Origin of the sequence: Streptomyces sp. NPDC006610 (assembly GCF_040611575.1) — a bacterium.
GTDB lineage: Bacteria > Actinomycetota > Actinomycetes > Streptomycetales > Streptomycetaceae > Streptomyces.
On the sequence record NZ_JBEXOP010000005.1, the window covers coordinates 50315 to 73806 of the forward strand.

At 75.3% G+C, this 23492-nt stretch carries 17 protein-coding genes; 11 read left to right on the forward strand and 6 right to left on the reverse strand.

Annotated features, from left to right (window positions below; all coding sequences use genetic code 11):
- Positions 1 to 7: 7 nt before the first annotated feature.
- The 3 genes from ABZY13_RS05835 to ABZY13_RS05845 are packed head-to-tail and all read right to left on the reverse strand — an operon-like array spanning position 8 to position 3146.
- On the reverse strand, positions 8 to 865 hold the full coding sequence (locus ABZY13_RS05835) for a carbohydrate ABC transporter permease (RefSeq protein ID WP_356627621.1): 858 nt from the start codon (positions 863 to 865) through the stop codon (positions 8 to 10).
- A complete protein-coding gene (locus ABZY13_RS05840) occupies positions 862 to 1800 on the reverse strand; it encodes a sugar ABC transporter permease (protein ID WP_356627622.1) in 939 nt (312 codons plus the stop codon). The genes ABZY13_RS05835 and ABZY13_RS05840 overlap by 4 nt, the downstream gene beginning before the upstream one ends.
- A complete protein-coding gene (locus tag ABZY13_RS05845) occupies positions 1797 to 3146 on the reverse strand; it encodes an extracellular solute-binding protein (protein ID WP_356627623.1) in 1350 nt (449 codons plus the stop codon). Before ABZY13_RS05845 ends, ABZY13_RS05840 begins: the two co-directional genes overlap by 4 nt.
- A gap of 1078 nt (positions 3147 to 4224) precedes the next feature.
- Here ABZY13_RS05845 and ABZY13_RS05850 point away from each other — a divergent pair.
- Genes ABZY13_RS05850 through ABZY13_RS05865 form a run of 4 tightly spaced genes read left to right on the forward strand, consistent with a single transcriptional unit; the run spans position 4225 to position 8493 of the window.
- Positions 4225 to 4722 (forward strand): toxin, encoded by a 498-nt coding sequence (locus ABZY13_RS05850; protein ID WP_356627624.1) that lies wholly within the window; start codon positions 4225 to 4227, stop codon positions 4720 to 4722.
- On the forward strand, positions 4719 to 5897 hold the full coding sequence (locus ABZY13_RS05855) for an MAB_1171c family putative transporter (RefSeq protein ID WP_356627625.1): 1179 nt from the start codon (positions 4719 to 4721) through the stop codon (positions 5895 to 5897). Before ABZY13_RS05850 ends, ABZY13_RS05855 begins: the two co-directional genes overlap by 4 nt.
- Entirely contained in the window at positions 5894 to 7069 is a 1176-nt protein-coding gene (locus ABZY13_RS05860) for an MAB_1171c family putative transporter (RefSeq protein ID WP_356627626.1), read from the forward strand. The genes ABZY13_RS05855 and ABZY13_RS05860 overlap by 4 nt, the downstream gene beginning before the upstream one ends.
- 26 nt (positions 7070 to 7095) lie before the next feature.
- Positions 7096 to 8493 carry a pyridine nucleotide-disulfide oxidoreductase gene (locus ABZY13_RS05865; RefSeq protein WP_356627627.1) on the forward strand — a complete coding sequence of 466 codons (1398 nt, stop codon included), beginning with the start codon at positions 7096 to 7098 and terminating at the stop codon, positions 8491 to 8493.
- 377 nt (positions 8494 to 8870) lie between these two features.
- On the opposite strand, the gene ABZY13_RS05870 is transcribed toward ABZY13_RS05865, so the two are convergent.
- Both ABZY13_RS05870 and ABZY13_RS05875 read right to left on the reverse strand, forming a co-directional pair.
- Positions 8871 to 9722 (reverse strand): SMP-30/gluconolactonase/LRE family protein, encoded by an 852-nt coding sequence (locus tag ABZY13_RS05870; protein ID WP_356627628.1) that lies wholly within the window; start codon positions 9720 to 9722, stop codon positions 8871 to 8873.
- The gene (locus tag ABZY13_RS05875) at positions 9719 to 10492 is read right to left on the reverse strand and encodes an IclR family transcriptional regulator (protein ID WP_356627629.1); all 774 of its coding nucleotides are present in this window, start codon (positions 10490 to 10492) and stop codon (positions 9719 to 9721) included. Before ABZY13_RS05875 ends, ABZY13_RS05870 begins: the two co-directional genes overlap by 4 nt.
- Positions 10493 to 10963: 471 nt before the next feature.
- On the opposite strand from ABZY13_RS05875, the gene ABZY13_RS05880 reads away from it, so the two are divergent.
- Positions 10964 to 11524, forward strand: coding sequence for a hypothetical protein (locus tag ABZY13_RS05880; RefSeq protein ID WP_356627630.1), 561 nt, complete (start codon positions 10964 to 10966; stop codon positions 11522 to 11524).
- A gap of 60 nt (positions 11525 to 11584) precedes the next feature.
- Here ABZY13_RS05880 and ABZY13_RS05885 read toward each other — a convergent pair whose 3' ends face one another.
- Positions 11585 to 12454 (reverse strand): hypothetical protein, encoded by an 870-nt coding sequence (locus tag ABZY13_RS05885; RefSeq protein ID WP_356627631.1) that lies wholly within the window; start codon positions 12452 to 12454, stop codon positions 11585 to 11587.
- 494 nt (positions 12455 to 12948) lie between these two features.
- Here ABZY13_RS05885 and ABZY13_RS05890 point away from each other — a divergent pair, with 494 nt between their 5' ends.
- The 6 genes from ABZY13_RS05890 to ABZY13_RS05915 all read left to right on the forward strand — a co-directional run bounded on the left by ABZY13_RS05890 (position 12949) and on the right by ABZY13_RS05915 (position 23373).
- Positions 12949 to 14397 (forward strand): acyl-CoA synthetase, encoded by a 1449-nt coding sequence (locus tag ABZY13_RS05890; RefSeq protein WP_356627632.1) that lies wholly within the window; start codon positions 12949 to 12951, stop codon positions 14395 to 14397.
- Positions 14390 to 15742 (forward strand): carboxyl transferase domain-containing protein, encoded by a 1353-nt coding sequence (locus ABZY13_RS05895; RefSeq protein WP_356627633.1) that lies wholly within the window; start codon positions 14390 to 14392, stop codon positions 15740 to 15742. The genes ABZY13_RS05890 and ABZY13_RS05895 overlap by 8 nt, the downstream gene beginning before the upstream one ends.
- 99 nt (positions 15743 to 15841) lie before the next feature.
- Positions 15842 to 16183: a CU044_2847 family protein gene (locus ABZY13_RS05900; protein ID WP_356627634.1), complete on the forward strand. Its 342-nt coding sequence runs from the start codon at positions 15842 to 15844 to the stop codon at positions 16181 to 16183.
- Positions 16180 to 17895: a trypsin-like peptidase domain-containing protein gene (locus ABZY13_RS05905; protein WP_356627635.1), complete on the forward strand. Its 1716-nt coding sequence runs from the start codon at positions 16180 to 16182 to the stop codon at positions 17893 to 17895. Before ABZY13_RS05900 ends, ABZY13_RS05905 begins: the two co-directional genes overlap by 4 nt.
- Before the next feature lie 101 nt (positions 17896 to 17996).
- Positions 17997 to 19046 (forward strand): MoxR family ATPase, encoded by a 1050-nt coding sequence (locus tag ABZY13_RS05910; protein ID WP_356627636.1) that lies wholly within the window; start codon positions 17997 to 17999, stop codon positions 19044 to 19046.
- Positions 19036 to 23373: an SAV_2336 N-terminal domain-related protein gene (locus ABZY13_RS05915; protein WP_356627637.1), complete on the forward strand. Its 4338-nt coding sequence runs from the start codon at positions 19036 to 19038 to the stop codon at positions 23371 to 23373. The genes ABZY13_RS05910 and ABZY13_RS05915 overlap by 11 nt, the downstream gene beginning before the upstream one ends.
- Positions 23374 to 23492: the final 119 nt, after the last annotated feature.

The following is a 23492-nucleotide window of genomic DNA, read 5'->3' on the forward strand; positions in this document are numbered from 1 at the left end:
GGGGATGTCACTGACCGGCGAGGCCGGTGTGCGCGACACCCGCCACGATCTGGCGCTGGAAGAAGACGAAGACGACGATCAGCGGCAGGCCGGCCATGAGGCCGCCGGCCATGAGCTGGGCCCACTGGATGCCGTAGGAGTTCATGACGGTCGCGATGCCGTTCGGCATGGTCATCAGGTCGGGGTTGTTGGTCACCATGTACGGCCACAGGAAGTTGTTCCACGAGCCGATGAAGGTGAAGATGCCGACCGCGGCGAGGGAGGGACGGGACAGCGGGAGCACGATGGTGAAGAAGACCCGCCAGCGGCCCGCGCCGTCGATGAACGCGGCCTCCTCCAGCTCGCGCGGGATGCCCTGGAAGAACTTGTAGAGGATGTAGACCATCGCGGCGGGCGCGCACTGCGGCAGGATCATGCCCCAGTAGGTGTCGACCATCCCCATCTGCTGGACGGTGGTGAACAGCGGCACGCCGAGCACCGCGGGCGAGATCATCAGGCCGGCCATGACGACGCCCAGCAGGATGTTCTTGCCGCGGAACTCGGTGCGGGCGAAGCCGTATCCGGCGAGGGCGCTGACGGTGAGCACGACGGCCGTGACGCACACCGAGACGACCAGGGAGTTGACGAACCAGTTGGTGATGTTGCCGGTCTCGAAGAGGGCCTTCCACGCCTGGCCCGTCCAGACCTCGGGCAGCCAGTGCGGCGGGATCTCGGCCGCCTCGGCCTCGGACTTGAACGAGGTCAGCAGGGCGGCGACGATCGGCGCCACGAAGACGGCGGAGACGGCGATGCCGAGGACGGTCAGGACGATCTGGCCGGGCGTCCAGGAACTGCGGGGCTTGAGCCGGATCTGCGTGCTGCTCATCGGGTGCCCTCCTCACGGGTGCGCAGCAGCCACATCCGCGCCAGGGCGACGACTGCGATGATCACGAAGAAGATGACGGACATCGCGGAGGCGTAGCCCACGCGGTAGCTGGTGAAGCCCTGTTCGAGGGTGTACTGGACGAAGGAGCGAGTGCTGAGCTCCGGTCCGGGGCCGAAGTCCATCATCACGACGGCCTGGTCGAACAGTTGGAGCGAGGCGAGGATCTGGAGCGCGATCACCAGGCCGGTGATGTTGCGCAGCATCGGCAGGGTGATGTGGACCATGCGGTGCCAGGCGCCCGCCCCGTCGAGCTTGGCGGCCTCGTACAGGTGGGCCGGGATGCCCTGGAGAGCGGCGAGGTAGAGCAGGAAGCAGAAGCCGACCGTCCACCACAGGGTGGTGATGACGATGGCGAGCATCGCGTACGACTTGTCGGTCAGCCAGGGCGTTTCGAGGCCGAAGGTCTCGTTGAACAGGCCGATGCCCTGGGTGAACAGCCACTGCCACATGTTGGCCGCGACCGTCGACGGCAGCAGGAACGGTGCGAAGAAGCACAGCCGCCACAGCCATTTCCCGCGCTCGATGTTGTGCGCGAGCATCGCGAGCAGGAAGGCGAGGAGGGTGATGCAGGGGACGACGAGGAGCGTGAAGTACGCGCTGTGGCCGAGCGCGTCCCACATCGCGGTGTCGTTCAGCGCCTCGCGGTAGTTGTCGAAGCCGACGAAGCCGGTGTTCTCTCCGGAGATGTTGGCGTTCGTGAAGCTGAGGTAGACGCCGCGCAGCAGCGGCCAGATCACGAAGAGCGCGAAGAGCGCCAGGAACGGGGCGACGAACCAGCCCCCGTGCTGGAAGCCCTGCTTGCGGCGGACGGTCGCGGTGGCCGTGGCGGTCCGTGTCCGGGCCGGGGTGGCGACGGTATGAGCACCGGTCGTCATGCGACGGCACCTCCCTGCGCGGCGGTCTTGCCGTCCATCGGGTTCTTCGAGGCGAGGAGCGTGGCGAGCCGGGCCTTCATGCGCTGCGCGACGGCGGCCGGCTTGGCGGACCCCATGGTCGAGGAGACGACGACGGGTCCGAGGTCCTGGGCGAGGACACCGGTGGAGCCCGCGAACCACACCTTGGGTTCGGTGGCCTGGTGGTCCATGGCGCCGGCGTACTCGTTCTGCGGTGCGAGCTTCTGGTATTCGGGCGTGGCGAGCGTCGGCGTGTGGGCGGGGATGTGGCCGCCGGCGGCCCAGGCCCGGGCGTTGCGCACGACGTAGGCGGCGAGCTTGTGGGCGCCCTCGTTGGCGGCGCCGCCGCGGCCGGCCTGGTGGGGCAGCACGAAGGCGTGCGACTCGGCGTGGGTGGCCGGTGTGCCGAAGACGGGCGGCAGGGGCGTCGCGCCGTAGTCGAGCTCGGCGCCGGAGAAGACCGGCACCGACCAGTTGCCCTCCCAGGTGAAGGGGGCGCCGTTGAGGAACTGCTCGCCGGTGGGCGCGCCGGGGATGGTGTATCCGTCGCTGACGTGCCGGCGCAGGAACTCCAGGACCTGGGTGGCCTTGTCGGCGTCGAAGGTGACCTCGGTGTTCTCGGCGTTGAACCAGGTGCCGCCGAGCTGGGTGTAGAAGGAGACGAAGAACCACCACTGGAAGTTCTGGTCGTTGGCCCACAGGCCGACGGTCTGCAGGCCCTTCTTCGTGACCTTCTTGGCCTCTTTCAGGACGTCGAACCAGTCGCGGGTCGACGTGACCGGCACCATCCTGCCGTCGTCGCCGAGCAGTCCGGCCTGTTTCAGCACGTCCTTGCGGTAGAAGCAGAGTTGTACGTGGATGTCGAGGGGCAGGGCGTAGAGCCTGCCGTCGATGACGGCGCGCTTCCACAGCTCGGGGTTGAAGTCGGCTTCCTTCACGCCGTACTTGGCGAGCAGGTCGACGTCCCAGGGGTCCAGGAGCCGGCCGGGTGAGAAGCCGGTGACCCGGCCCAGGTGCATGACGCCGAGGTCCGGCGCGCGGTTGCCCGCGGCAGCCATGGCGACCTTGGTGTAGAAGGGGTTGCCCCACTGGAGGGTGGAGTCCTTCACGTCGATGTCGGGGTTTTCCTTACGGAAGGCGTCCAGCATCGCGATCATGTTGTAGCCGTCGCCGCCGCTGAAGAGGTTCCAGTAGCGCACGCGGGTGTCCGCACCGGAGGCGAGCGCGTCGGCCCCGGTCCCGAGAGCCGCGAAGCCGAAGCTTCCGGCGACGGTGAGCCCGCCGATGCCGGCGAGAATGTGCCTGCGACTCAGGCCAGGTCGTCCCATGCCCTGCCCTTACTGTTCGAAATGTGCCCGGAAGACACACCGTTCGGTATTTCGAATAGTGCTCGTAACTTCGAACGGGACCGTAGGTTCGTTGGCCGTGCGCGTCAATGGGTCCGGCAAAACTTTCGGGAAGCCCGTGGGCGCCGGTCCGGGGCGCGTAACCTCGAACGGGCCGAACGGGCCGAACGGGCCGAACGGGCGGAACGAGGCCGTATGAGCCGCCGCGGGCGGCGGGCAGGCCCTGTGGGGGGTGTGGATGGCGGAGGGCGCGGCGCGGGGGCCCGCCGGGTTCCTCAGCGCGTTCTCCACGCCCTTCCGGTGGATTCCGGCCCTCGTGCCGGCGGCGGCGATCGAGCTGCCGACGATCATCCGGCTCCGGGTGCCGTTCGCACTCGCGGACGCTCCCGAGGAGCGGCCGCGGGACCTGGACGCCTCCCGTGCGAACATGCCGTTCACGCACGAGGAGACCCTGCTCCGCCTGCCGGCGCACCCCACGGCCGTCCTGATCGCGTCCGGGCTGATCCGGAACCGGGTCCGCACCGACGGGCTGGACGCGTGGCTGCGCCGGGGACCGAGGTGCCTGGGCGCCGGCTGCGTGCTCGACCCGGTCCCCGACGCCGCGAAGGCCGACCGCGGTGGCGGCCCGCCGGACCGGCCGCGCCCCGGACCGGCTCGAGCCGAACGTGGCGCCGCCGGCGGCGTGTCCGTCCGCTGTGCTGATCGCGGTCGGGGTCATCCTGCCGCACGGCGGACAGTGCCTGCGGGTGCGGCCCGCGCACCACGAGCGGCGGCCCCCGTATTCGCTGATGCGCACGGCCCGCGGCGAGCAGGTCCCGTTCACGCTGCGGGCCGGCCCCGAGCCGCGGCAGACGCGCCGCGAGACGTTCCTGCGCGACAACGCCCCGCACCGCGCCCGGCCCCCCGGCGGCGTCGAAGTGCGGACGAACCGTGGCGACCGTGGGGATCGTGGAAGGTGCGGGGTAGTGAGTGAGTGGGCGCGATGGCTCGGGTGTTGGCATAGTGCACGGTGACCCGGCGTACAGGGAGGGATCGGTGAACGGTGCGTAGGAGCAGGGAGATGAGGCGCCTCGCCGACCTCCTCGTCGAGCCGATCGAGGTGCCCGTCCCCGCCGACCCCGAGGTCCTGTTCGCGGCGCTCGTGGAGTCCGTGAGCGCCTGGCGGGGCCGCGAAGTCGCCGTGCACCGCAGGGCGTTCCCGCCGCACACGGCCAGCGGGCTGTGGCTGAGGGGCGAGACGCACGACGACGTCGTCGTCGACAAGCGGGCCGCCGTCTGGCACCAGATCGTGATCTTCTGCCATGAGGTGTGGCACATGCACCGGCAGGATCGGGACGGGCCGGCGAAGCGGACGCCGGGGGCTCCCGTGCTCGTCGCCGCCCGGACCGACTTCAGCCTCGCCGAGGAGCAGGAGGCCGACCGCTTCGGCATGCTGATGGGCCGTCGGCTGCGAGTGTGGCTGGAGGCGTCGGAGGACTTCCCGGCACGCGGCGGCGACGCCCAGGATCTCGCCGGCCGTATCGGGGCCGCGCTCAACTACCGCGGGACGAGAGCATGAGCAGCCTCATCAACTACGTCAGCTGCGCCGTGCTCTGGCTCGGCCTGCTGGTCAAGGCCCCCGACCTGATACGTCACCGGCACGACCCCCACCTGCGTGCCATCTGCGCGGTCCTGGGCCTGGCCGGCGCCTGCTTCTTCCTCGGCGCGCCCCCGACCGTCGGCGCGGTCAACCGGCTCAGCGACGTGCCCAACCTCGCCGCGCCGCTGACGTACGCGTCCATCACCGCGTACAGCGCCGCCTCCCAGGTGCTGATCGTGCACTGGCGCGGCGGCCCCCGCGTGCACCGCACGGCCCACTGCTGGGTGCTGGCGTACGCGGCGGTCCTGCTCGGCATCGCCGTCGCCTTCGCGCTGGGCGAGACCCCGGTGGAGCGGCGCGTGGACTTCGACACGTACTACGCGACGACGCCGTACATCGCCCAGATGATCGTGCTCTACCTGGTCGGCCATCTCGTCGCCGCCGGCGTCACCATGGTGTCCGCGCTGCGCTGGGCCCGGCAGGTGGACGGCCGGCTGCGCCTCGGTCTGGCCCTGATCGGCGTGGGCATGGCGTGCAGCGCCGGCTACAGCGTGACCAAGCTGGCCGCCGTGTCCGCCCGGTGGATCGGGCGGGACTGGTCGGCGCTCGGCACGACCGTCTCCCCCGTCGCGGCGGGGATGGGCGCGCTGCTGACCGTCGTCGGCGTGCTGCTGCCGCTCGCGGGCTCCTGGCTGGCTCAGTGGCGGCGGGCCCGGCGGACGTACGAGCGGCTGGAGCCGCTGGAGCGGGAGCTGGACGACGTCCTGACCCGCCGCGCGCTGCGGCTGCCCCGCCCGCGGTTCGCCACGCCCGCGACGCGGCTGGTGTGGCGCCGTACGAGCATCCACAACGCGCTCAGCCACCTCGACGCGTACTTCGACCGGGCGCTGTACGACCGGACGCTGGAGGACGCGCTGCGGTCGGAGCGGGCCCGGCCGCGGGCCGAGGCGCTGGCGTGGGCGGTGGTGATCGCGGCGGCGGTGCGGGAGGAGGCCGGGCGCGGGGCGCCCCCGGAGGCCGACGTGTGGTCGATGAACGCGCTGCCCGAGCCCGACGCCCTGGTCCGCATCGCCGACGCGCTGGCGGGCACCGTGCCCGTCGCCGTCCGCGTGCCCAGCGGCCCCGGCGGCAACGGCACGGCGGACGCCGGATGAGCCTCGTCGTCTATCTGGCCGCCCTGGTCTTCGGCTCCTCGGCCGTGCTGCTGTTCCGGCGGCCGCGCACCGCTCTGCGCAACCCGCTCACCCTCTCCACCTGCGTGTCGATCGTCCTCGGCGCGCTGGTCTTCGTCTGCTCGGCGCCGCTGACCCTGGCCGCCGTCAACGACCTCACCGGCATCACCAACTTCGGCGCGCCGCTGACGTACGGGATGCTGTCGGCGTACAGCTGCTCGCTGCTGATCCTGCTGATCAACTGGCGGGGCGGGCCGCGCGAGCGGGTACGGCACATGGTGTGCTGCACGATCGTCGCGTACGCCGGGCTGATCGCCACGATCGTCACGCTGTTCGCGCACGCCGACGCGCGCGTCGAGCGGCTCACCGACCTGGACACGTACTACGCCAACACGCCGTACATGCGGGAGATGATCCTGCTCTATCTGCTCGGGCACACCGCGGCGATGGGCGTGATGTGCGTGCTGTGCGTGAAATGGGCGCGCGAGGTCACCGGTCTGCTCCGGCTCGGGCTGCGGCTGATCCTGGCCGGCGGGGTGCTGGACCTGGTGGGGTTCCAGCTGGCCAAGTACACGGCGGTGGTGGCGCGTTGGACGGGGAACGACCTGGACGCGCTGTCCACGAAGGTGGCGCCGCCGATGGCGTCGCTGGGCGCGCTGCTGTTCTCCGCGGGCTTCGTGCTGCCGCGGCTGGTGCCGGCGGTGGCCGCGCACTGGCGCGGGCTGCGCGACCACCGGCGGCTGGGGCCGCTGTGGTCGCTGGTGCGGTTCGCGTCGACCGCGCCGAAACCGCCGTCGTCGTGGTGGCAGTCGCCGCGCGAGCGGTTGCAGTGGCGTGAGGTGTCCATCCACGACGCCCTGCTGGCGCTCGCGCCGTACTTCGACGACCGGGTCCGCGAGAAGGCGCGGGAGACGGCGCTGCGTGCGGGACGTTCCGGCCACGAGGCGCGGCTGGTCGCGGAGGCGGCGATGCTCGCCGACGCCGCGCGGCGGGCGGCGGCCGGTGAGGAGCCGTTCGACAGCGCGAGCACGTACCGGCTGCACGCGACGGAGGTCTCCGGCACGAGCGGGCTGGTGGAGCTGGCGCAGGCGCTGTCCGCGGTCGCTGCCGGCGACGCCGCGTGTGAAGGTACGGTGAGGACCTCTCCTGGCTGAAATTCGGCCCTGACCCGAGGAGTTGCATGTCGCGCAGAGCTGTCGTCATCGGTGCCGGGGTGGCCGGGATGCTGGCCGCGGCTGCCCTGTCCGCGACCGTGGACGAGGTGATCGTGCTGGACCGGGACGAGTTGCCGGACGGGCCCGGGCCGCGCAAGGGGCTGCCGCAGGGTCGGCACGCGCACCTGCTGATGGCGGGCGGGGTGGCCGCCATGGACGACCTGGCGCCGGGGCTGGACATCCGGGGCCGGCTGCTGGCCGCGGGCGCGCACGAGGTCTCCCTGGCGACGGGGATGCTGGCGCTGTCGCCCGACGGGTGGCACCGGCGGTGGCGGCGTCCGGCGCCGGCCATGATCACCTGCACCCGGGGGCTGCTGGACTGGGTGGTGCGCTCCGCCGTCGCGGACCGGACCGGGGTGGAGGTCCGCCGGGCCGGCGCGGTGGGCCTGCTGGGCGACGCGGGGCGGGTGCGCGGCGTACGGGTCTCGGGCCCGGCCGGCGAAAGCGAACTCGCCGCCGATCTCGTCGTGGACGGCAGCGGGCGCGGCTCCCGGATCACGACGTGGCTGGAAGACCTGGGGGTGTCCGGGTTGCGGGAGCGGACGGTCGACTCGGGGCTCGTGAACGCGACCCGGATCTACCGCGTTCCGCCGGGGGCGGAAAGGTTTCCGCTGACGATGGTGCAGCCCGACCCGTACGCGTCCCGGCCGGGGCGGAGCGCGATGGTGCTGCCCATCGAGGACGGCCGCTGGATGGTGAGCCTGGCCGGCACGCGCGGCGGGGAGCCGCCGGCCGACCCGGAGGGCTTCCTCGGGTTCGCCCTCGGGCTGCGGGACCCGATCGTGGGCCGGCTGATCTCGGGCGCCGAGCCGCTCACGGACGTGTACGTCAGCCGGAGCACGAGCAACGTCCGGCGCTATCTGGAGAAGGCGCGACGCTGGCCGGAGGGCCTGGTGGTGCTGGGCGACGCGCTGGCGACGTTCAACCCGGCGTACGGGCAGGGCATGTCGGTGGCGGCGCTGGGGGCGCGGGCGCTCGCCCGCGAGCTGCGGCGCGCCGGCCCGGACGCCGCCGGACTGTCCCGCCGGGCGCAGCGGGCGGCGGCCCGCCCGGTGGAGACGGCGTGGGCGCTGGCGGTCGGCCAGGACGTGCTGTACCCCGGGGTGCGCGGCGGGCGGCCGGGGGTCGCCGACCATCTGGCGTCGGCGTACTCCCGCCGGCTGACGAAGGCCGCGACCGGCTCCCACCCGGCCGCCGCGGCCCTGTGGGACCTCACCAGCCTCCGCACGGGCCCGGCCCGCCTGCTCCACCCCGCGGCCCTCCTGTCCGTGATCACCGGCTCCCCCCTCCCGGCGGCGACCCACCCGCCGCTGACCGCGGAGGAACGCAAACTGCTGACGGAACTGGACGTCACGGGGGTGTGAGGGCCGCCGGCCGGGGCCCGGCCGGTGTGCGGGCCCCGGCCGCCGGCCGCCTACGGCCTCGATGTCGGCCCCGGCCCGCGCACGCCTGCGCGCGCCGCGACGCGCATGCCCGCAGGGAACCCGGCGTCCGGACCTTCGCCGTCACGCCGGGCCCGGGCCGCTCCCTGGGATCCCCACCGCCCTGCCGCGGGCCGGGCCACCGGCACCGCAGGCCCGCGGCGGCGGGGACGGCGGGGGACTGGGCGGACGGACGGGTTGCCGTCACCCCGTCCGCCGCGACGCCCCGCCCCTGCCGACCGCGGGCACGGCAACCGGACCCGCGGCCCCGGGAGCGCCGCCGCACGGCATGTCCGGCGCCGCGCCCGCCCCGGGCGCCCTCAGCCCCTGAACGCCGGCTGCGGCGCCCCCTTGCCCGCGCCCCGGACGACCAGGAGCGAGCCCGCCACGGGGTGGGGGGACGTGAGGCCCACGCGGGCCGTCGTGATGTACAGGTCCGTCAGGTCGGGCCCGCCGAAGGCGCACGCCGTCACCCGGGGCACCGGCAACGGGATGACGCGGTCCAGGGCGCCGTCCGGCGTGTAGCGCCGTACCGCCGCCCCGTCCCACAGGGCCACCCACACGCAGCCGTCGGCGTCGACCGTGAGGCCGTCCGGGTAGCCGGCGCCCTCCTCGATCGCGGCCAACGGGCGGCGGCCGGTGACCCGGCCCTCCGCGTGGTCGAAGACGTCGATGCGGCGGGTCGGCGTGTCGATGTAGTACATCAGCCGGCCGTCGGGGCTCCAGCCGGTGCCGTTGCTCACCGTGACGTCGTCGAGGACGGTGTGCGCCGAGCCGTCGCCCGTGAAGCGGGCCAGCGTGCCGCCGCCCGGGGCCTCGTCGTAGCGCATGGTGCCGGCCCACAGCGAGCCGTCGGGGGCCACGGCGGCGTCGTTGCCGCGGCGGCCGGGCACGGGCTCGTGGTGCAGCCAGCGCAGCGTGCCGTCGGGATCGAGCAGGGCCACGCCGTCGCGGAGGTTGAGGACCAGGCCGCCGCCCGCGCGCGGCTTGACCGCGCCGATGTGCTGGTGGGCCGTACGGACCGTACGGTGTCCCGTCGCCGGGTCGAAGGTGTGGATCCGGCCGTTCAGGATGTCGATCCACAGCAGGCGGCCCGTCGCCGCGTCCCACGTCGGGCCCTCGCCCAGCTGCGCCTCGGCGCGCACCGCCACCTCGTACCCGTACGCGCTCATGCGGGGCTCCGGTGGCCGAGGCGCTCCGACAGCTCCGCCGCGCCCTTGGCCGCGAGCTGCTCCAGCTCGACGCGGCGCTCATCGCTCCAGCGGATCATGGGCACGGAGATGGACAGCGCGGCGACGACCTGGCCGGTGCGGTCGCGGACCGGGGCGGCCACGCAGCTGACGTCGGGGTTGGACTCGCGGCTCTCGACGGCGATGCCCCGCTGCCGGATCTCGGCGAGCGCCTCGCGCAGGGCGGCCGGGTCGGTGATGCTGTTCGGCGTCATCGCGGCCAGCTCGGCGTCGTCGGGGACACGCGCGGTCAGCTCCCGCTCGGGCAGCGAGGCGAGCAGCATCTTGCCGACGGACGTGCAGTGCGCGGGCAGCCGGCGGCCGGCCGCGGAGACCATGCGCACGGCGTGCGTGGAGTCGACCTTGGCGATGTAGATGACGTCCGTCCCTTCGAGGATGGCGACGTGCACCGTCTCGTCGCAGGTCTCGGCGACGGACCGGGCGACCTGCTGGCCCTCGGCGGCGAGGTCGAGCTGCTCGGCGTACCGGGCGCCGAGCTGGTACGGACGCACTCCGAGCCGGTACCGTCCTGGCTGACCGGGAACCTGGACGATGTACGACCGGGCGGCGAGCGTGGTGACCAGCTCGTGCACGGTGGTGCGGGGCAGCTGGAGCCGGCGCACGATGTCGGGGGCGGAAAGTGTGCCGTCCCCGTCGAGGAAGAGCTCCAGAATGTCGAGAGCCCGGGTCACGGCAGGTACGAGTCGTCCCACAACCGGCCCCCTTCTCGTTCGATATTTCAACAGACGATCGGAATAACGAACACAGGCTACTCACGGACACTTTGTGCGGGCAATGGCCGTGCGGGCAACGGCTCTGCCGGCACGTTCCGGACAGGCCATGACCGTACAGGCAGACGAGGCGGTCGAACTGCTCGGGCGACGCTGGACGCGACAGGCCGGAGGCACGGCCGGCTCCGGAGAGCCGGAGGGCGATTCAGCCGCGGGGAATCCGGCAGGCTCCGCTGCCCTCCCGGGGGGCGGCGGCTGCCAACGTGAGGTGCCGTGGGTCCGGGTCGCGAAAAGTGGCGTGAACCCGGGGGTTGCGGACCGGGGCGGAGGGCCGGCCGCCTCACCGGCGCTGGACAGGGGCCCGCAGCCCGCTCGCCGCCCCGGCTCGCCCTGGCCGCTTTCGTCTCCTGCGGATGACGGTGTGCCGGGCGGCGGATGGACGACGATGGGGGCATGTCGCCCCTCGATTTCCAGCTCGTCCTGCTGCGCCGCATGGCCGATCACAACCCCGGCCTGGTGGAGGACGCCCGCCGTGAGCTGGGCGTCCCGCTCGCGCGGATGCGGGAGGCCAACAAGCGGTGGCAGGCGATGGTGCGCTCGCCGCGGTCCCGGTCCGCCGCGGGCCGCTACCGCTCGGTCCTCGGCCCGCCCGAGTCGACGGCCGCCCGCCGCATCGGCGACCTGGACTGCGAGGCCTGGCTGTGGCCCCTGCCCCTGTGGCCCGACCTGCGCTTCGAGGTGCTGCTCGCCCCGAACGGCGCGGTGTGGAACGAGTGGCTGGTCCGCGCGCCGGGCGCCCCCTCCCCCGCCCTGCGCGCCCTGGAGGACCTCACCCCCTGGTCGTGCACGGTGGACGAGGCCGCCCGCGCCTTCGCCCCGGCCCGCCCCCTGGAGGGCACCGCGCCGACCCGGTGGGGCCTCGCCTTCACGGCGCCCGACGCAGGCGGCGTAGGGCGGCGGGTGGTCGCGGAGTTCACGTGGGGGCTGCTGCAACGGACCGCGGTCGACGGCTGACCCGCCGCAAGGGCTTCGGCGGGAGTGCTCGCCGGGCCCGGCGCCCGACGCCGGCGGCGTTCAGCCGGCCGCCGCCAGCACCGCCTCCACGACCCGTGCCGTCGACCCGGGGTGCAGGAAGAGGAAGAGGTTCGGCTCGACCAGCTCCAGCTCCATCACCAGCGGCCCGCCGTCCTCCCCGTCGACCAGGTCGACGCGCGCGTAGAGCAGCTCGGGGTCGCCCGGCACGGCGGCCAGCGCCCTTTCGGCCACGGCGAGTTCGGCCTCGGTCGGCGTCCACGCCTCCAGCCCGGGATGCGCGACCTTCTTCTCGTCGTACGGCGTCCCCGGCGCGAGCACGGCCGCCTTGCGGCTGGCGTGCAGGAGCCGCCCGCCGAAGAACTGCAGGGCCCGCTCGCCGCGCGCGTCGATGCCGCGCACATACGGCTGGACCATCGCCGTGAGCCCTTCGGCGTGCATCCGCGCCAGATGCCGTACGGCCGCTTCCCGCTCGCCGGGCGTGTACCGGGCGGCGAACCGCGCCCCGGCCCCGGAGGCGGGCTTGACCACGTACTCCCGGTCGCCGGGCAGGTCGGCCGGGTCGCCCGGGCCGAGGTAGCGCGTCGGCACGGTGGGCACCCCGGCGGCGGCGAGGTCCCCGAGGTAGCGCTTGTCGGCGTTCCACCGCACCACGTCCGCCGGGTTGGCCAGCCGGGTCGCCTTCCCGCACTCCTGAGCCCACGCGAGGAACTCGGCGGCCCGCCAGCTGTAGTCCCAGGTGGACCGGATCAGCGCGAGGTCGAACTCGTTCCACCGCACCCGCGGATCGTCCCAGGCGACGACGACGGCGTCGGCCCCGGCGCAGGCCAGGGCGTCCCGCAGCCCGGGCAGATCCCGGTCGACCGAGACCTCGGGGCCGGGGCGGCAGGTGACGAGGGCTATACGGGACACGGCGGACTCCCTGTGCGACGGCGGGCGCGAAACCGACGGGCAGGCTAACAACCGCTTCCGCGACCGCAGAAGGCCGGCTGACGCCGGAGGAGGCAGTGGTCCGTCCTCAGCGGGCGCTGCTGCTGAAGGCCCTCACGGGCGACGGCCCCGCCGTCCCCGACCTGCGCCTCCGCGGCGCCCGTCCCGGCGATCGCCACCTGCTCTGCTCCGACGGTCTGTCCGCGGTGCCGCGGAGGCGGAGGTCCGCCGGTTGCCGGCCGCCCCGGGCGATCCGGCGCGGGCCGTGCGGGCGCCGACCGGCGCGGCGCTGCGGGCGGGCGCGCCGGACGGCGTGAGCCGTGTCGTGGCGGACGTCATGGCGGCGGAGTGAGACGGGCGCGGGCGTTTGCGGGGCGCGTGGGGTAGGAACGGTCGTGGTGGCCGTCCGGACGGTCACCACGTCCGTCCGCTCGGGGCCCCGGTCCCGCGTGTCCCTCGTGCTAGGAGTGCGCCGCATGTCCTCCCTCTTCCCCCTGCTCGCCGACGGTGCGGCCGGTGCGCGTCCCGCTCTCCGGTTCGGCGAGCGGCAGCTGACGTACGGGCAACTGGCCGGGGCCGCCGGCGCCGTGGCCGGGCGGGTGCGGGGGGCGGGGCGGGTGGCCGTGTGGGCGACGCCGTCGCTGGAGACGGCGGTCGCGGTGGTGGGCGCGCTGGTCGCCGGGGTCGCCGCGGTGCCGCTCAATCCGCGGTCCGGGGAGAAGGAGCTGGGGCACATCGTCGGCGACAGCGCGCCGGGGCTCGTGCTCGCCGCGCCCGGGGACGTGCTGCCCGGGGCGCTGGCGGGCGTGGAGCGGGTGGACGTGGAGGCGGGGGCGTCGGCGGAGCTGCCCGGGGAGAGCGCCGGGGGCGAGGATCCCGCCCTCGTCGTCTACACGTCCGGGACCACCGGGCCGCCCAAGGGCGCCGTGGTGCCCCGGCGGGCCGTCGCCGTCACGCTGGACGCGCTCGCCGACGCCTGGCAGTGGACCGGCGACGACGTGCTGGTGCACGGGCTGCCGCTGTTCCATGTGCACGGGCTGGTGCTCGGCGTGCTCGGGCCGCTGCGGCGGGGCGGGTCGCTGCGGCACCTGGGGCGGTTCAGCCCCGAGGGCGTGGCGCGTGAACTCGGCTCCGGGGCGACCATGCTGTTCGGGGTGCCGACGATGTACCACCGGATCGCGGAGGCGCTGCCCGGCGACGCCGCGCTGGCCGAGGCGCTGCGCGGGGCGCGGCTGCTCGTCTCCGGGTCCGCCGCGCTGCCCGTGCACGACCACGAGCGCATCGCCGCGGCGACGGGACGGCGCGTCGTCGAGCGGTACGGCATGACCGAGACGCTGATGAACACCAGCGTCCGCGCCGACGGGGAGGCCCGGCCGGGAACCGTCGGGGTGCCGCTGCCGGGCGTGGAGCTGCGGCTCGTGGACGACGACGGGACGCCGCTGACGGCATACGACGGGGAGAGCGTCGGGGAGATCCAGGTGCGCGGGGACAACCTGTTCACCGAGTACCTCAACCGGCCCGACGCCACCGCCGCCGCCTTCACCGCCGACGGCTGGTTCCGCACCGGCGACATGGCGGTGCGGGATCCGGACGGGTACGTGCGCATCGTCGGGCGCAGGGCCACCGACCTGATCAAGAGCGGCGGGTACAAGATCGGCGCCGGCGAGATCGAGAACGCGCTGCTCGAACACCCCGGCGTCCGGGAGGCCGCCGTCACCGGGGAGCCCGACCCCGACCTCGGGGAGCGGATCGTCGCCTGGGTCGTGCCCGCCGACCCGCGGGACCCGGTCGGTTCGGCGGAGCTGGCGGACCATGTGGCGCAGCGGCTCGCCCCGCACAAGCGGCCCCGGGTCGTGCGCCACCTCGACGCCCTGCCCCGCAACGACATGGGCAAGATCGTGAAGCGGGCGCTGGGCCGTGCCTGACCGGCTCACCGCCCGCGAGGCCGTCGCCCTGGTCACCGACGACTTCCGCCCGCTGCCCGTCCCGCCCCGCGCGGGCCCGCCCGACGGACCGCTCGGCTGGCCGGGCTACGACGACGCCCGCGCCCGCGCCGCCGCCCGCACCGGCGAGGAGGAGTCCGTCGTCTGCGGCGTCGGCCGGGTCGAGGGCGTCGGCGCCGTGCTCGTCGCCTTCGAGTTCGGCTTCCTCGGCGGCTCGCTCGGCGAGCGCACCGGCGACCGGCTGGAGGCCGCCCACGAGCACGCCCGGCGGCACCGCCTGCCCGTCGTGCCGCTGATCGCCACCGGCGGCAGCCGGATGCAGGAGGGCATGCTCGCCCTGAGCCAGCTCCAGCGCGTGGCACGCCAGTCCGTGCTCACCCGCGAGGCGGGCCTGCCGCAGATCGCGGTGGTGCGCGACCCCACCACCGGCGGCGGCTGGGCCACCCTCGGCGCGGGCGCCGACGTGATCCTCGCCCTGCCCGGCGCCCAGGTCGGCTTCGCCGGCTCCCGCGTCCGGCCCGCCGACGCCGACCCGGCGGCGTACACGGCCGAGGCGCAGGTCGCCGCGGGCGCCGCCGACGCCGTCGTACCCCCCGGCGAACTGCGCGCCGCCCTCGGCCGCTGGCTGCGCCTGCTCACCGCCCCCTCCGCCGCCCCGGCCCCGCCGCCCCGCCCGCTCGGCGCCACCGACCTGCCGGCCGACGGCTGGGACGCCGTACGCCGCGCCCGCGACCCGCGACGGCCGCGCGCCGGCGCCTATCTGGACGCCTACTTCACGCACCGCGTCAGCCTCTCCGGCGACCGCTGCGGCGGCGTCGACACGGAGGGCGTGCTGTGCGGCTTCGGCGAGCACGAGGGCCGCGCGATCGCCTTCGCCGCGCAGACCGGCGCCGCCACCCGCCCCGCCGGCTACCGCACCGCCGCCCGGCTGATCCGGCTCGCCGACCGGCTCGGCGTCCCGGTGCTGACCCTGGTCGACACGCCCGGCGCCGCCAACGACGCCGAGGCGGAACGGCAGGGCGCCGGCGCGGCCATCGCCGACCTGTTCGCCGCGGTGGCCGCCGCCCGCACGCCCGTCACGACGCTGGTGATCGGCGAGGGCGGTTCCGGCGGCGCCCTCGCACTGGCCGCGCCCGGCAACGCCTGGGCAACTCCCGACAGTTACTTTTCGGTCATCGCCCCGGAGTCGGCCGCGGCGATTCTCAAGCGGGGCCCGGGACAGGAGCAGGTGCGACTGACGGCCGATCAACTCCTGCTCAGGCCACAGGACTTGGCACGACTGGGGGTCGTCCACGGCGACTGGTGCGAACCGCCGGACGGCCACTGATCACGACGGCCGAAGTGGCACGCGACAACCCCGCGCACCTTCCGTAACAATGGGATGCTCGGAGAAACGCGAGTGCGGGTGCGGCAACGGGGGCGTGTCATGGACGGGTTGGTGGAGTTCAGAACCTCCGACGGCACGGTGGTCGCGGTGGAGGCGGCCGAGGACCGCGCGTCCGGCTCCCGGCTGGTCGCGCGGGGCGACGGCGCGGTGCAGGCGACGCGCACGTTCGAGAACGCGCTCGACGGGGTGCGGGCGGCGGCCGAGTCCGCGCTGCGCGTCTTCCGCGACGGCTCGCTCCGGCCGGACGGCGTGGAGATCGAGTTCGGCGTGAAGCTGTCCGCCGAGACGGGCGCGATCATCGCCAAGGGCGCCGCCGAGGGCCATCTGGTCGTCAGGCTGACCTGGTCGCCGGGTGCGCCGGAGGCCGGCCCCGCCTCATGATCAGCGCGGAGTGGCACGCCCGGATCGCCTGCGCGGGCAGGGTGACCGGAGCGGGCTTCCTGGTGACCCCGGACAAGGTGCTGACCTGCGCCCATGTCGTCCAGGACGGCGGCGGTACGGCGCCCCCGCTCACGGTGACCTTCACCGAGCGGCCCGGATTCCCGCCCGTCGCGGCCCGTGTCGTCGCCCACGGCGGCTGGGGCGGCGGCCCGGTCGACGCGGGCGACCTCGCCGTACTGGAGCTGGAGCGGCCGGTGCCGATCGCGCCCGCCGCGCTGGCCCCCGCCGACGCGGCCTACGGCCCGGCCCCGCGCAAGCTCGTGGTGTACGGCTTCCCGGCCGGATTCGACGAGGGCACGCTGGCCGAATACCGGGTCACCGCACCCCAGTTGATCAGCCAGGAGTGGCTCCAGCTGGAGGCGTGGCAGCCCGGCGGCCAGCCGCTCGCCCCCGGTTTCAGCGGCGCCGCCGTCCGGCTGGTCGACACCGGCGAGGTCGTCGGCATGGTCACGGCGGCGGCCTCGGCACGGGACGTGCGCAACGGGCGGATGATGCCGACGCACGTCATGGCGCGGTACTGGCCCGACCTCCGGAGCCTGGTCCCGGCGCCGGACCACCGGGCCGCCGACCGGGCGCGGCTGCGCGAGCTGGTCGAGCGGGCGGCGCGGGCGGGCGTCGAGTGCTCCCCGGTGGGGCTGTACACGGCGGCGGCCGGCCCGTTCGACCCGCCGCCCCCGCCGGAGGGGTTCGACTCGCTGTGGTCGGCGGCCCTGTTCGTGCTGTGCGAACTCGACGGGCCCGGCGCCGTGGCCACGGTGAACCGCTTCGCCGACCTGGTGGCGGGCCTGCTGCGCCCGCCCGCCGCCGAACCGGCCGCCGCTGCCGCCCCCGACTGGTCGCCGATCCTCGTCGAACTCGCGCACAGCGGCGCGGGCGACGGACTGGTGCGCGCCGAGGTGTCGGCGTTCAGCGGCGGACGCCGGCACCCGGTCGACTCGGACACCGTGCCCCTGGGCCGGCTGCGCGCCTGGGTGCAGGAGCGGATCGAGACCGCGTTCCGCTATCTGACGCCCGGCGCGGACGAACTGATCGCGTTCTCGCTGCCCCGCGACTGGCTGGACTGGCCGGTCGACCGCTGGGCGAGCGCGCCCGACGACGACACCCCGCTCGGCTGTCTCTACCCGCTCGTCGTCACCGACCACGCCCGGCGCAAGGCCAGCACCCGGCATGTGCTGACCCGCGCCTGGAAGCGGCTCGACTCCCGGCCCTCGGCACCGCTGCACCGGGTGGAGTGCGGCGGGCTGGAGGACCCCGGCCGGCTCCGGCGGCGGCTGCGGCAGGCCGACGCGGGACTCGCCGGGTTCGCCACCGCGCCGGCGGCGGCCCTCACCCGGCCGCACTTCGACACCTCGCTCACCGCGCCCGCGCCGGTCATGGTGTGGTCGCGCGCGGGCTGCGGCGCCGGGGACGGCGGGGCCGACTGCACGGGCGCGGAGCGCTGCGCGGGAAAGGCGTTCCTGGACCGGCTGGACGCCTGGGCACGGGTCGTGCCGCCCGCCGAACTGCCCCGTCACCTCCTGGAGCTGCGGGAGGAGGCCGACACGGAGGAGGGCCACTGGGCGCGCGACATCCAGCTGCTGTGGGACGACCCGCGCCCCTTCACCGACGCGCACGCCGCCGCCCCCGGCCACGCCCGCTCGCCGGTCGCCTGACCGCCGAACCCACGGAGCGACGGAGCGACGGAGCGACAGACCGACGGGACGCCACAGCGACGACAGAGCGACAGACCGGCAGAGCGACAGAAAGACTCCCCATGCCCCACTGGTCCGTGTACACCGGCGGCGGCGAGCCGCACGACGGCATCGCCGAGCTGCCCGACCCGCCGCCGTGGCGCGCCTTCGACGGCGGACCCCCGCTCGCCCCGCCGCTCGACACCGCCGACGAGGCCGCCGTGTCCCCGGACCGGGTGCACCGCGCGAAGACCTACGTGCCCACCCCGGAGAGCGTGCGGCTCGTCAACGCCGCCCTGTGTCTGCGCCGCCCGCTGCTGGTCACCGGCCCGCCCGGCACCGGCAAGTCGTCGCTGGCGTACGCGGTGGCCCGCGAGCTGCGGCTGGGTCCGGTGCTGCGCTGGAACATCACCAGCCGCAGCACCCTCGCCGACGGCCTCTACCAGTACGACCCGCTGTCCCGTCTCTACGCCGCCCGGCAGACGATGGGCCCTGGGCGGACCGTCTCCTCCCCGCCCGGCGCCCCCGGCCCCGGGACCCCCGAAGCCGGCGTCGAGGACCATCTGCGCCTCGGCCCCCTCGGCACCGCCCTGCTGCCCTACACCCGGCCGCGCGTGCTGCTCGTCGACGAGATCGACAAGAGCGACCTCGACCTGCCCAACGACCTGCTCAACGTCCTGGAGGAGGGCCAGTACGAGATCCCGGAACTGGTCCGCGCCGCCCGCCACACCCCGAGGGCGACGGTGCTGGTGGACGGCACCGACGAACGCGTGCCGGTGGAGCGGGGCCGGGTGCGCTGCCGCGCCTTCCCGTTCGTCGTCCTGACCAGCAACGGGGAGCGCGAGTTCCCGCCGGCCTTCCTGCGCCGTTGCGTCCGGCTGAAGCTGCGCCGACCCGGCCGGGAGCAGCTCACCGAGATCGTCCGCGCCCACCTCGGCGACCCCGACGACCGCGCGCTGTCCCTGATCACCGGTTTCCTCGAGCGCGCGGGCGGCGGCGAACTGGCCACGGACCAGTTGCTGAACGCCATCTACCTCACCGGCATCGCCGGCCTGGACGCCGGTTCGGTGGACGAGCTGGCCGAGCAGCTGATGCCGTACCTCTCGCCGGCGGCGGACGGCGATGGCTTCTGACGCGTCCGCGCCGCTGGCCCGCCTCCGGGCGGCCCTCGCCGCGGCGGCCGGGGCGGACGGCTCCCCGGAGGCCGTGCCCACGCCACGGGAGCTGGCCGAACTGGTCTGGCTGGCGCGGCTGCTGGGCGCACCGGCCGCGGAAGCGGCCGGCACGCAGCGGCCGGCGAGTCCCGCCGCCGCGCCCCCGGCGCCCCCCGCGCCCACGACGCCGCGTCCGCCCGCGCCTCCCGCCCCTCCGGCGCCGCCGCCGCGGCCCGACCCCGCCCACTCCTCCCCCGACACCCGCGTCACCCTGCACCTCCCCTCCCCCCGGCCCCCCGCCCCCGGTGCGGACGGCGGCGGTGCGCCGCTCCTCGCGCCCGCCCCCGCGATGCTCCCGCACCCGCTGGCGCTCCAGCGCGCCCTGCGCCCGCTGAAGCGCCGGGTGGCCGCGCCCCGCGCCACGGTGCTGGACGAGCACGCGACCGCCGACCGGATCGCCCGGCTCGGCGCGCACCCCGACGTCTGGCTGCCCGTGCTGCGCCCCGCGCCCGACCGCTGGCTGCGCCTGAACCTCGTCCACGACACGGGGCCCACCATGCCGGTCTGGCGACCCCTGGTCCGTGAACTGCACACCGCGCTCGCCCAGTCCGGCGTCTTCCGCACCATCACCCTGCACCCGGCCGGACCCGACGGCCGGGCCCGCCATGTGCCGGACTCCGACGACGGCCGCACGGTCACCCTCGTCGTCAGCGACTGCATGGGCCCGCAATGGCGGCCCGGCCCCGCCGGCGACCGCTGGTACCGCTCCCTGCGCCGCTGGGCGCGCCACATGCCGCTCGCCGTGGTCCAGCCGCTCCCCGAACGCCTGTGGGAGACCACCGCCCTGCCCGCCGGGCCCGGCACCCTCACCGCCCCCGCCACGGCCGCCCCCGCCGCCGCGCTCGCCTTCACCCCGTACGACCCCGACGCCCCGGCGCCGCCGCCGGGCGCCGTGCCGCTGCCCGTCCTGGAGCCCGGCCCGGTCTGGCTGGCGAACTGGGCCGCGCTGATCGCCGCCCCTGGCGGCCGGCGCACACCCGGCGCGGTGGCCTGGCTGCCGCCCTCTCCCGTCGCGCCCGCCGAACCGGTCCCGGACCTCGCCGCCTCCGCGCCGGAGGACCTGGTCCTGCGCTTTCGCGCGACCGCCTCCCCCGAGGCCTTCCGCCTCGCCGGGCACCTGGCGCTGGCGGTCCCGTCCGTGCCGGTGATGCGGCTGGTCCAGCGGGCCGTGGACCGCGATCCGCGCCCGCAGCACCTCGCCGAGGTCATTCTCAGCGGCATGCTCACGGCCGTGCCGGGACCGCCCGGTTCGTACGCGTTCCGTCCGGGGGTGCGGGAGTTGCTGCTGCGCACCCTGCCCCGCACGGCGCGCGACGGCACCCGCGACCTGCTCACCCGGGTCGGCGGCCTGATCGACGCGCGGGCGGGGCTGGCGGCCGGGGAGTTCCGCGCGCAGACGGCCGGCGGCCGGGACGCGGGCGCCGCGTTCGCCGCGGTGCGGGAGGAGACGGTACGGCGGCTGGGCGGGGACACGCCGGAACGCCCGGTCGGCGGCCGGTACCGGCTGGTCCGGCGCCGGGGAGGCGGGATGCGGCTGTGGGACGCGGTGGACGAGCGCACCGGCGAGCGGGTGGCCGTGCACCTGTATCCGGAGCAGACCGCGCCCGACGAGCGGTTCCTGCGGGACGCGCGGGCGCTGGCCGACGTGGCGAGTCCGCACGTGGCCCATCTGCGGGACTTCGGGGTGGAGGGGGCGACGCCCTACCTCGTGGCCGAGTTCACGGACGGGCTGACGCTGGCGGAACTGGTCGACGGCGGGATCGAGGAACTGTCCTTCCGGGTGTTCGCCCGGCTGGTGCGCCAGACCGTGGCGGGCCTGGACGCCCTGCACGCGCACGGCCTGGTGCGGGGGCAGCCGGGCACGCGGGGCCTGCTGCTGCGTCCCGACGGCACCGTGATGATCAGCCGGTTCGCGCTGGGCACGGAGGCCGACGGCTGGAGCACGCGGTCCGACCTGGCCGAACTGGCCGGGATGCTGCGCGAGCTGGCGCGCCTCGTATCCTTCCCGCCCGAGCACCGGCAGCTCAAGGAGCGCATCGCCGACGGCGATCCGCACGAGGCCGCACGGTGCGCCGCCGACGTCCCCACGACCGCCGACGACCGCTCCGCCGCCCAGGGCTTCGCACTGCTCGGCCCGTTGACGGTCGCCGCCGGGGAGCGGGTCGTCACATGGCTCTCCCCGCAGGCCGAGGCACTGCTGTGCATGCTGGTCCTCGCCCACGGCCGGCGCGTCGGCCTCACCGAACTGGCCGAAGGACTCTGGGACGAGCCGGTGGGCAGGCAGGCGGCCGTCGACCGCCTCGCCCGCCTCGTCGCCGAGCTGCGCACGAACCTCCGTCCCAGTGCCGTCGTCGCCCTCCCCGACGGCTACGCCCTCCACGCCCCCGACGCCTACGTCGACGTCCGCCACTGCGAGGAACTCCTCTCCGGCGAGCCCGGCCATGCCCGGGTCCGGGAAGCTCTCGGCCTCTTCCGCGGCGACCCGCTCGACGCGGTCCCCGGCCCCGCCGCCCGTGCCGCCCGCGTCCGGCTGCGGGAGCTGCGCCGCGAGCTGGAGACGCGGGCGGCCGCCGAGGACCGGGGCGACGGGGCCGTGATCCTCTTCGAGACCGACGACCTCGGCGGCCGCCCCGAGGCCCGCATCGGCCTGGAGGTCGCCGTGCACGAGGTCCTCGATCGCGGCGCGCTCGGCCCGCATCAGTACGAGGTGCGGGTGCGGGCCAACGGCTACGCCGTGCACACCCGGCCCGACGCCTACCTGCTCCCGGTGCTGGTCGCCGTGCTGCGCGTGCTCCCGGAGCTGACGGACGCACCGCGCCTGCGGGTGACGTTCTGGCAGCCGGGCGCCCTGCCGGCGGAGGTCACCGACCTGCAGGAGCGGGCCGACGCCGGTCTTCAGGTCGTCGTACCGCCGTCCCTCTACGAGGAGTTCGCCGGCAGCTCGGCGGCGCTCGGCCCGCAGCGCTTCCACCCGCTGCACTCCGGCCCCGCGAATTCGCCGCCGATCGCCTGGTACTGCCCGCCGTCCGAGGCGGCGCCCGAGCCGGAGGAACGCGACCTGGTGCGCGGCCCCTTCGTCACGGACGACCTGCGCCGGCTCGGCATCCCGGTGCCCGGCCGCACGGCGATCGTGCACACCGGCCCCGACGGCCTCCTCACCCTGCTCGACCCCGCCCTGCCGTACGGTGGCGGACCGCCGCGTCCGGCCACCTACTACGAGGTCGACCTCACCCCGCAGCAGTCCTTCCACCAGGTGGCGCTGCCCAGTTCGGGCCGGGGCACCTTCGCCGCCGCGGTGGATCTGACCTGGCACGTCGACGACCCGGTGGCGTTCGTGCGCGGGGACACGGCACGGGTGTCGGAGCGGCTGCTGGAACACCTGCTGGACACCGCGCCCCGCGTCACCCGCCGCCATCCGGTGCGCCGGGCGGGCGGCGCGCAGCGGGCGCTCCACGACGCGCTGCGCCGCTGGCCGGTGCCGGGGCTGTCGGTGTCGTGCTCGGTGCGACTGGCCCCCGAGAGCGCGCCACCGCCCGGGCCACCGGTCGCGGCGGCGTCGGCGCGGTCGCTGCCCGGGCTGCTGGCCCGCACCGAGACCGTGCTGCTGGGCTTCGACGGCCCGGTCGTCCGCCTGTACTCGGCGCAGACGGCGCGGGAGGCCACGCTGGATCTGCTCGCGCTGGTCGCCGAGCACCGCGACCCCGAGGACGCCTTCGCGGGCCGCCTGTCGACCCGGGCCCTCGGCACGGAGGCGTTCCCGCATCCGCTCGACGTGCTCCGCACGTTCGCGCACGACCGGATCGGGCCGCTGCTGGCGCACCGGCTGGAGGAGCTGGAACTGCGGGCCGTCCCCGACGCGCCCGCCACCCACAGGTCCCGCGCCCTCGTCCGCGCCCTGTCGCAGTCCGGCCGCGCCGTCCGGATCGTCACGGACGTCAGCTCACACGCCGTGGACCGCTGCCTCGCCCCCTTCGACCTGCCCCTGGCGGGTGTGCACGGCCGGGGCACCGACCTGAGCCGGCTCATGCCGCACCCCGACTGCCTGCGGCGCGCCCTGGGCCCGCGCGAGGAGGGCCTGCTCATCGGCTCGTCCGTCGCCGAGCTGACCGCCGCGCAGCAGGCCGGGCTGCCCTTCGTCGGGTACGCCCGCACCCGCACCGTCGAGGACCAACTGCGCGCGGCGGGCTGCGAGATCACGGTGGCCACGCTGGAGCCGCTGCTGGGGGCCGTGCACGACAGGGGGTAGGCGGACGGCCGCGCGCCAGGACCCCCCGTTCGGCGGCACCCCGCCCGGCCCCCTCCAGAAGGCGTCCCCCGCCGCGCGCGGCGCACGATGCGAGGGAGGCCCGCCGCCCGGCGGTCCCA

Excerpts from the sequence above, each read along its gene's own strand:
- ABZY13_RS05835 (WP_356627621.1), bottom strand. The coding sequence starts at position 865 with ATGAGCAGCACGCAGATCCGGCTCAAGCCCCGCAGTTCCTGGACGCCC.
- ABZY13_RS05840 (WP_356627622.1), bottom strand. The coding sequence starts at position 1,800 with ATGACGACCGGTGCTCATACCGTCGCCACCCCGGCCCGGACACGGACC.
- ABZY13_RS05845 (WP_356627623.1), bottom strand. The coding sequence starts at position 3,146 with ATGGGACGACCTGGCCTGAGTCGCAGGCACATTCTCGCCGGCATCGGC.
- ABZY13_RS05850 (WP_356627624.1), top strand. The coding sequence starts at position 4,225 with ATGAGGCGCCTCGCCGACCTCCTCGTCGAGCCGATCGAGGTGCCCGTC.
- ABZY13_RS05855 (WP_356627625.1), top strand. The coding sequence starts at position 4,719 with ATGAGCAGCCTCATCAACTACGTCAGCTGCGCCGTGCTCTGGCTCGGC.
- ABZY13_RS05860 (WP_356627626.1), top strand. The coding sequence starts at position 5,894 with ATGAGCCTCGTCGTCTATCTGGCCGCCCTGGTCTTCGGCTCCTCGGCC.
- ABZY13_RS05865 (WP_356627627.1), top strand. The coding sequence starts at position 7,096 with ATGTCGCGCAGAGCTGTCGTCATCGGTGCCGGGGTGGCCGGGATGCTG.
- ABZY13_RS05870 (WP_356627628.1), bottom strand. The coding sequence starts at position 9,722 with ATGAGCGCGTACGGGTACGAGGTGGCGGTGCGCGCCGAGGCGCAGCTG.
- ABZY13_RS05880 (WP_356627630.1), top strand. The coding sequence starts at position 10,964 with ATGTCGCCCCTCGATTTCCAGCTCGTCCTGCTGCGCCGCATGGCCGAT.
- ABZY13_RS05890 (WP_356627632.1), top strand. The coding sequence starts at position 12,949 with ATGTCCTCCCTCTTCCCCCTGCTCGCCGACGGTGCGGCCGGTGCGCGT.
- ABZY13_RS05900 (WP_356627634.1), top strand. The coding sequence starts at position 15,842 with ATGGACGGGTTGGTGGAGTTCAGAACCTCCGACGGCACGGTGGTCGCG.
- ABZY13_RS05905 (WP_356627635.1), top strand. The coding sequence starts at position 16,180 with ATGATCAGCGCGGAGTGGCACGCCCGGATCGCCTGCGCGGGCAGGGTG.
- ABZY13_RS05910 (WP_356627636.1), top strand. The coding sequence starts at position 17,997 with ATGCCCCACTGGTCCGTGTACACCGGCGGCGGCGAGCCGCACGACGGC.
- ABZY13_RS05915 (WP_356627637.1), top strand. The coding sequence starts at position 19,036 with ATGGCTTCTGACGCGTCCGCGCCGCTGGCCCGCCTCCGGGCGGCCCTC.